The sequence below is a fragment of the Candidatus Weimeria sp. HCP3S3_B5 genome (genome assembly GCF_052064335.1).
Classification (GTDB): domain Bacteria; phylum Bacillota; class Clostridia; order Lachnospirales; family Lachnospiraceae; genus Weimeria.
Genome location: NZ_JBQHVU010000037.1, coordinates 1 through 8,872, shown reverse-complemented (window position 1 = coordinate 8,872; position 8,872 = coordinate 1). Strand labels below are relative to the sequence as shown.

The window sequence follows — 8,872 nt, the reverse complement described above, 5'->3', positions numbered from 1 at the left end:
TCTGTACTATAGATTTTTTTTGGCGAAAAAATTGTACAGGAAAATGTATGCTTTTTCAATATTTACAAGGGTTACAGCGTTTTAGCTACCCACACAAACTGATGAAGAGCCCTATATGTCTTATATATAATGGAGAGGCATCGATACTGTCTTTTGAGCTGCCGCTGTTTCCTCTCAGCGAATCTGCCGCAGGCTCCCTTAAGCTGTCCTCCGAATCCTCTGTCATTATATATGCCTTTGCCTGTACCGCAGATGTATGTCCATTCTTGTCTTTGGCCTTGTAGTATATATTGATATACCCCCTGTCACCAAGGCCCTTCATCATTTCTATATCAAAGGAGTCTCGGGTCGGGTCTGTAAATACTCCTATCTCTCCCTGCTCTATATCCCCGTCACAGAGATCAGTCGCCGTCACTGTATCCTCTGACAAAAGCTTTTTCTTTACCGCCTTATCATCCGACAGCTCGCTTGCATAAAATGAGCTGTCATATGCCGTTATCACAGGAAATTCGTCCCAGACTGCGTAGATAGTCACTGTGGCCTTATCCTTACTGAGCTTTACATTACCCATAGATACTGCTTTTATATAAAACGATACGGCATCATCAAGCAGGTTGCCTTCTCTGTATATTCCACTATCCTTATAGACTGCCTTATTATCGAGACTCCATCCATCAAAGCCACAGGGATGATGACTGCCATCCCTTATGATGTCTCTTTTGAAATATTCCCTTTCCTTCCTCTCCGGTCCGCTATTTCCTGGGAAAGCATAGCCAGAAGAGACAGTCCCCTCTGTATAGTTCTCCTTTCCATTTGTCTGACCATTACCATCAAAATAAAATTCAAATTGTGTGTCCCACAGGCCACTGAAGATGTGATCATCATCATAGACTCTTGTGATCCGCTTTTCGTGATAAAGCTCTTCTCCGTATTTTCCATCTCTACCCTTATCTCTCCATCCCTTCTGTAATAGGCCTTTTGTAATATCCGCCCCATCATAAAAGATCCTTGCCCGGTCTGTATCATACAGATCACTGGCAACTGTAAATTCTGTCGGCTCCCTCCAGTAATATTTAGTAGGCTCTGGATCAACTGAGCTTATGTGATCATTTTTTACTGGAAAATCTGCCTCATAGCTGGCGCTTAAAAGACAGGAAAGTATAAGGGTACCTGTCCTTCCGTTAGTCTTTTTTTCCTTCCATTTGCCAAGGCCTGACCTGAGCGCTGCCTTATGGTCCTTTACCTTATCAAAGGCCAGAGAAAAGCCCCCAAGCATGTCTGTTATCCTGATCTTGTCATTATCAGAGATCTTCTCACAGGACTCATCTGAATAGTCCTCTCCGCCTCCAACGCTCCATGGTGAATAAAGCTCTACCATAACCCTTCCTGGAGCTCTGTCTGAGTCAGCAGTCAGAAAGCTTCCTCTTGTCGCTGGTATAAGATCTTCCTCTGCTTCATCATACATAAGTCTTACTGTGGCATCCTTTTTCAGATAAATGCAATTGTGGCCTGCATCGTCCACAGCGACCTCTGCGCCAGGCTGCATATAAAAGCTTCCTCCCTGAAGCACAGCTGCCTTTCTTGACTCACTTATCCGGGTATTCCTGTAATAGATGCAGCTGCCTCTGTTATCTATGCCACAGACAGCTCCCTTTATAGTAACCCCTTCTGCTTCCTGATCCAGATCATCTCCGAGATAGATACTTCCATCCTCTCCATTCAGAATGCCTGACTCCTCCGCCTCTATATCTGCGCGTTTCAGCTGGGTGAATCCGTAGTTTTCTATGCCCCTGCCACACCTGCTATCAGTTCCGCAGATCGTAAGAGGAGCCTCTATTATGGCATTGGCGCTTCGTTTTATTACGATTCCCTTTCCATGAAGGGAGGACGCTATTCTTATGGTCCTCTCACCATAGATCTGCAGGGAGACATTCATGGCCTGATCGCCATAAATATTGTCCTCTTCGTTCTTTCCGACTGTAATTCCGGTGTTTATTCCTTTGATTTCAGTATCTGTTTCCGGTTCTATCGAGAGATTTCCAAAGGGCTGCATTATCGCAGTATCCCCTGCATCAATGCTTCCTCCCTTTACAGTAAGAGACAGATGAAGGCCGTCATCTAAATCAGTAAAGATATTCTGGTCTGCTGTGGCCCTTTTCTCTATAGCTGCAGTCTCTTCATCAGACATTCCATAATAGAAGTGCAGGGCGTTTCTTATGGAGTTGACGTCCCGTATACATTCTATTCCGTCATCGTCAGAGACAATAGAAATATCCGATGGCAGGGTCAGCTTCTTTGAATTCCAGATACCTATAGCCTTTGACCTGTTTCCAGAGGGAAGGCTATCCCAGGCCCCGGAATGTCTGACATTGATCGAAATCCCATGCCCAAGCTCAAGCTGTCCGTGATTTTGTATTCCGCATCCAGCGATCGAGGCTATCTCCCTGAATACCCCGGTATAGATATTCATAAAGCTATCCCTGATGCTTACTGTACCCTTACGGGTCTTATCTCCACCAGCCGTATACGGATATCTGTCAGCAGGAACTGTCCTTCTGAAAGCACTTCCATCAAAGCTTCCACTCGATATATCAAGAGCTTCCATTATCGCATGAAAGGTCGCATCATGATAGATATCAACTCCCTTTACGCCCTCTATAAGACAGTCAGAGATCGATAGATCTCCCTTTCCTCTAAAGTCAAAGGCATCCTCACAGTCTCCTCTTATATAGCTGTCAGCTACTGACAGGGATGCGCTCCCATCGACCATCACTCCGTTGAACCTGCCATAGATACTGCAGTCTTCTCCTACCGTGACACTGGCCCCCATATCCTTCGACGAGTTGATAAGGCCAAGTCCTGTCCCGTAATAGGAGTCCTTATCAGGAGCCGTAAAGACATTCGCTTCTCCCATTCCATACAGGGTACTCCTGTGTATATCAGCCTTGCCGTATCGGAATACTACTGCACTCCTCCCGCCATAGACCTCTGAATCCTTAAGGGAAAGTCTTCCTGACGAGCTGCTGTTATCAGCATCATAGATGGAATCGAAGCCCACAAGTATACCTACTCCATCCGCCCCGCCTGATGCGTTTCTTGTGATATATTCGTTCCCTGCTGTAGGAGTTTCTATTATATGTCCCGAAAAGGCATCGATATATAATTCCCTGATATCAAGACCGGCTCCACTGTGTACAATAAAACAGGCTCCCTTATTCCCGCGTCTTACTCTTCTTCCATTTCCATTTATACTGACACCTGCTGTGATAGCTGACTCAAAGAGCCAGTTGCCTCTGGAGCCGCCGTCAACGATGCACTGCTCCTCCCCCATGTCAATATCGCCTGCCATATCGACGGAAGAGTATTTATGTACCTTTTCCTTAAGGTCAGCTGCCTTTCTTATGTATTTGTCCTTCTGGGTCGTAAACTTCTTAGTAAGATCACCTGAGTCCGATGCTTCCATCATCTTGTCGTAATATAATGTCACAAGCTGATCACCGACATATGCATCATACGGTACACTGATATCCCAGAAATATGTCTGAGTGTATCTTACCGTAAGCTCATATCTCTCATAGTCCAAAAGCTCATCAAGATAGACTGTAAGAGTATTGCCATTCTGCTCACTCCTTAGCTCTTCATGTCCAGAGCCCTCCCTTCCCTTTCCTGTCGATCTGAGAGGTCTTATGTCCCAGTCTATCTGATCAGAATATGGCCAGCTGCTCTTTTTAGGCAGAGTAAAGACAAGAGTCTTTTTGATCCTGCCGTCACCGGCATTTACTGCCTTTACACTGATATGCTTATCATTAACAAGCCTTGCGGATACATTAGCTTTAATGCTGCTGCTCTTCTGTTTCTTAGGGCTTATCTTATCCGGATCATCCTTTGTGACCTTCTTCTCTTCTTTATCAGAAGCATAAGCAGCAGATGCAATCTCCTGATCATTTTCCGGCCCTGCATTATCCGCATCCTGGGCAGTCTCCGGCTGAGTCACAAGCTCTGTAGCAGCTGCCGGATATAAAGATCTGATACCAGAATCAGCCCATGTAAGTACTAATGCAATGATAAGCGATAAGGCTCTTATAACTGCTTTCCTTTTCAAAAAGATTCCCCCTTATGAATATACTCCTATGTAGTCGGTATTCCCCGATCTATCCCTTGAAATCATCTTCCATCTGATAAAGCTGTGGCCCTCTGGCTCTGGAGCTGCCGGATCTTTCCTATTCTCGTATCCTTTTGATGCCCTTAGCGTATAATAGATGAAATCCTTGTCCTCACTATAATCAAACCCTGCATCCCTTGCCACCTCAGGTGGTAAAAAATATCTGACAGATACCGTCGGACGTCTGCTTTCTCTTTCTACTATCGTTACTGTATCCGCTTCAATCCTGCCCTTCCTGCCATTTGGAAAAGTATAGCTCTCAGTAGCCCTCGCAGAAATTATCCCCTTATATATATCCGCCGTTCTGATCTCTATATCCATGTCCTTACCATCCGATTTCAGCTTGCCAAGAAAGTTACTGATAAAATCTGCGGTGAGGGCATCATTATCCTGTATCTGGTCTGTTTTACTTATACACGCCTTCTCAAGCGACTGCTCAGCTGCACGGCTAAGGGACCGTTCAAGCTCTACTTTTCTTATATCTCTGGAATGGAGACTTAAAAGGATAGAAACTATAAGAAAGACAGCAATGGCCCCTGCCAGAGAAAAAACCAGATGCTTCATATCCTTCTCCTCCTTACCGCAGTCACAAACAGCTGATAATCAGATACTACATTGCTGGAATCAGTTACCCTTACAACCAGCCTGTAGCTTCCGGGCGTCTGAAACAACAGAGTCTGACCATCTCTGTCAAGCACCTGATCGCTCACCTCATATCCTTCAGTATCAGTCACCTGATCACCTGTGGTCTCTGCATCCCCATATATACTGGCTCGGTCCTCTCCGGCAAGCAGATAGACCCTGCTGATACAAAGCCCGGCTGCCCTGCCATTTGTAAGCCTTACAAGCTCATCAGCTCTAATTCTCTTATCTGTGCCACAAACCACAGTCTGCTGAGATGACATATCAATATTGGCAGCCGGTATTTCTAGATGCTTTTTCAATGCTGTCTCTGATGATGCCATTGCCTCGCTTGTAAGTGCTGTGTCGATCCTTCCTGTTATTACTCCGAGCTTGCCTATAAGAGCCAGTCCTCCGAATATAAGTCCCGTCACCAGAACCGTAACAACCGCAGCAAGTATGGACTCACCATATTCCTTTATGACAGTCTGCATATAAATCCCCCTTTCTTCCGGTCAGTATGAGGTCACGGCATTCAGGACCAGAATAAAAAAAACTGCTATTCCTGTTCCTGTGAGCGCATATAATATCGCTGTTCCATAATCAGATAATAATACCTTCATTTCTCCTCCTATCCTATAACAGATGATATAGCATGCTTTGAGCTGTATCCTATCACCGGTATCCGGTATGTATAATTTAGGGTAACCCTCCCATATGACTGATAGGAATGCCCCTTCTGGCCTGCTGTCACCACATCAAGGGCCTCCCTGCCGTCCTCACCGAACTGTTCCCTTGCATCTGCCTTGCAGGAGCTTATCACCTGATCAGAATAATTGGAATTCTCTATCCTGCTTACATAGGCAAGAAGAGCCTGGCTGGCCTTTGTTGATCTTATAGACGAGCCTATTATGCTTATACCAAAGCAGGTAAGGACCAGAAGAAAGAATATCCCTGTAAAACCCTTTAGTATTGACTCCACTCACACCTCCTATACTACTCCCTTTGCCATGCTCCCCATATATACAACAAAGAGAAGTATCATATCACATACAAGCTTAAGTCCGCCTGTCAGCTGTGGCGCCAGAAAAAGCGCATACATTCCGGCCAGAGAATCAGAATCAGCTGCTCTTTTTGCCTTATCGCTCATCTCCTGATTCCTCCTGATGATATCTGCTATCTGACCTCTTGCCTCTCCTCCCTTTCCTTCAGAGATAGAGTATAGCATCTTCATAGCTGACCTCACCTCCGGCAATGTAAACTCTGACAGGAAGTCCATATATGCAGACTTGTCGGTAGGGTTCAGCTGCAGCCTTCCTACCATCTTCATAAGCTCAGGCTTCAGGATCTCAGGTGCATGATCTACTGACTTGAAAATAGCCATCTGTACATTCTCCGATTGCATCAGAAGCGAAAGCTGCATAAGCCATTCAGGAAAGCAGGCCTTTATATATTCGCTGAGTTTCTTCTTAGCCGCCTTCTTGCCAAGCCTGTCCAAAAAACCATTTCCATAATTTACGAACCTTTGATACTGCTTTACATACTCTACTTCCCTGTCAGTGTCATTGGCAAGATATCCTGCCGTAAGTCGTGAATCCGCTCTGTAATATATAAGAAGGTCGAGTATCAGGACTATCACAGTAACTACCTGAGCCAGAGGATTCCCTGATACGTCCAGATCCATCTGACCTGCCATATAATAAACTACGGAGCATAAGAGAAGCGATGTGATTATCGAAAGAACTATCTCTCTCCTCTTCACCTTTTTCTCCTGCTGAAGAGCATATACCCTGTCGGCCCACATCCTGCGGGATTCAAGAAGAAGATCTATCGACTCCCTGTATTCTCCTCCTAGCGCCTCTGTCCTTAAGGCAAACCTGTGCATGATCGTAAGTCCCTGATAAGGATATCTCTTCTCAATTATCTGAAGGGCCTTCTCTTCGAAATCAGATTCATTATAAGTATTCCTTATATGATCTATGGCCATTGATATAGTCCTCTTCATCTCCCCTTCCTCGAAGAGATCGTAAGTGTCCTCCAGTGTGGTAAGAACTTTTCTGCTCTTCATGAACGAATAAAGGAACTGCTCCATATAAATATTCAGATCTGAAAATTTCTGCTGGTAGTACCTGTTCCTGTAGCTATTGCGTATAAGAAGAGGAAGGACTATCATTCCGGCAAGAAACATCACTACCTGCGGTAGCAGATGCAATCCGAAAAATCTACCCAGTATAAACATACCTGCTATAACAGCGGCATATCTTACTGCTGCCTTCCCTGGTGAAAAGACATAGCCATAGGCAGACAGCTCGTCAGAAAGTCCAGGCTTCCTGCTTTTCTTCTTCTCTGCTTTCCTTGTCACTTTCCCTTTCAAAGCGTCACCCCCTGCCCATCATCTGGCGCCTCCGCTTTCCTATAAATGTCATCCTCTGATCTGAATGAGTCAGAAAAACTGCGTCAGGCATCTTTATTTCCTCTCCATATGACCGTCCCTGCTCTGCTACCATCGCTGCATTATCCGTATCCTCAGGTGTCATGCTGTAAAGAGATTTATCTGTTGCGTCCTTTTCTGCCTTTTTGTACATTGATTGCTTCTCCGGCATGACCTCTGCATCATGGATAAATGGGTCATAAATAAGAGCATCCTTAAATCTCTTCATTATCACATCCGGGATCTCCTCCCCCGTTGGCTCACCGTCATTTAATAGCAATATACAGCTGTTCCTTGCTTCCTTTCGGTAGAAGAATCCTATCTGGTCTACATATCTTATCAGTCCGCTGCTTCCATCAGGCCTTGTAGTTAGCTTCTTCCGGATCAGCACTGCCACATCTATGAAGCTGTAGATATCATTTATAAGTCTGCTCTCCGACCTGAGATTACCTGCCATATTGAGCATACGGTCAGGAACCTTTCTTACATCGTCTGTATGAAGAGTAGTCATCCCCCTGACACCCGTGGAAAAGCCCTCCATCAGATAGACCACCTCCTTGGACCTGGCCTCTGAGAGCATCATCCACTTGGGATTAAGTCTGAGGCAGGTCTTAATGGCCTTTGTATAATCCATGACCGGATTGATCCTAAGCTCTATGCAGTCGCTTCCAGGATTCATTGCCGCATAATGCCATTCCGGATTGTCCTCTATAGTGATGACCCTTTCCCTGCCTGGGATATACTGAGAGAAGAACTTGGCGCACTCTGTCTTTCCTACTCCCGGCTCACCGCAAAATACCATATTCATCTTTGAGAGGACACAGTTGATCAGAAGGCTTATCATCTGGTCAGACAGGTAACTGCTCTCTATCATCCCTTCTCTGGTAAGTCTGGTAAAGGGCATGGACTTCCTTATACAGATGGCCTTACCGGATATGGCTGCTGATTCGTGCACTATAGTGATCCTAAGCGTATCTGTCTCTGCCTCAAGTACCGGTGACTGCTTATGAAACTGCTTGCTGACGCAGTTTGCCACCCTTTTGGCAAATGCGTTTACAAACTCCTCAGGAAGACCCTTCTCCGGTGAATATCTCCTATTTGAAGTATCGGAGATCCAGAGCCGCCTGCCGTCATAATCTATATCAGTGATCGAGTCATCCTCTATATACTGGTAAAGCGGTCCGAAAAACTCAGGTGTGATGCTTACTCCCGCAGTCCCCTCCGCCATATCAGAATCCTCCGCCAAGCATTATGATGCCTGATGTCGATCCGGCCTGTCCCGTAGCCTTGCTGAAAAAATCTGTGATAAGGTTGGAAAAAGCCTTTCCGACCACGCTGCCTCCATCTTTTCCAATAAGGAAGGTCACTAATGCTATAAGCGCAAGAATGGCTACCACCGTAATAAGAGCTGGTCCGTATTCCTTTAATATATCCTGCATGAAAAATCCCCCTTTCTGCAAGAAGTCACTCTGAAATGATCTGTAATCTGATGCAGCCTTATGGCTGCATAGCTTGCTTGGATGCGCATCAATCTGTCCGGCTTACACCCTAAATTCCCGGTGTCTCCACACTAGGCTTTGCGTATAACGGTGCAACATCCATCGCTGTATACAGATCCTCCTGCTTTTTCAGGACTTCGCCCTGAATTGGTGTTTTTC

Annotated in this window: 7 protein-coding genes; all 7 read right to left on the bottom strand. The window is 45.5% G+C overall.

Going from position 1 to position 8,872, the window contains the following annotated elements; all coding sequences use genetic code 11:
• Positions 1-85 precede the first annotated feature (85 nt).
• Entirely contained in the window at positions 86-4,102 is a 4,017-nt protein-coding gene (locus ACTNCK_RS11245; protein ID WP_441082813.1) for a hypothetical protein, read from the bottom strand.
• 12 nt (positions 4,103-4,114) lie between these two features.
• Positions 4,115-4,726 (bottom strand): hypothetical protein, encoded by a 612-nt coding sequence (locus tag ACTNCK_RS11240; RefSeq protein ID WP_441082812.1) that lies wholly within the window; start codon positions 4,724-4,726, stop codon positions 4,115-4,117.
• Positions 4,723-5,277, bottom strand: a complete 555-nt coding sequence (locus ACTNCK_RS11235; RefSeq protein ID WP_441082811.1) for a hypothetical protein — start codon at positions 5,275-5,277, stop codon at positions 4,723-4,725. The genes ACTNCK_RS11240 and ACTNCK_RS11235 overlap by 4 nt, the downstream gene beginning before the upstream one ends.
• Before the next feature lie 137 nt (positions 5,278-5,414).
• Positions 5,415-5,765, bottom strand: a complete 351-nt coding sequence (locus ACTNCK_RS11230; protein ID WP_441082810.1) for a hypothetical protein — start codon at positions 5,763-5,765, stop codon at positions 5,415-5,417.
• A 9-nt stretch (positions 5,766-5,774) separates the two neighbouring features.
• Positions 5,775-7,157, bottom strand: a complete 1,383-nt coding sequence (locus tag ACTNCK_RS11225) for a hypothetical protein (protein WP_441082809.1) — start codon at positions 7,155-7,157, stop codon at positions 5,775-5,777.
• Between the two features lie 4 nt (positions 7,158-7,161).
• A complete protein-coding gene (locus ACTNCK_RS11220; RefSeq protein ID WP_441082808.1) occupies positions 7,162-8,442 on the bottom strand; it encodes an ATPase, T2SS/T4P/T4SS family in 1,281 nt (426 codons plus the stop codon).
• Position 8,443: 1 nt separating this feature from the next.
• Positions 8,444-8,653, bottom strand: coding sequence for a hypothetical protein (locus ACTNCK_RS11215; protein ID WP_441082807.1), 210 nt, complete (start codon positions 8,651-8,653; stop codon positions 8,444-8,446).
• Positions 8,654-8,872: the final 219 nt, after the last annotated feature.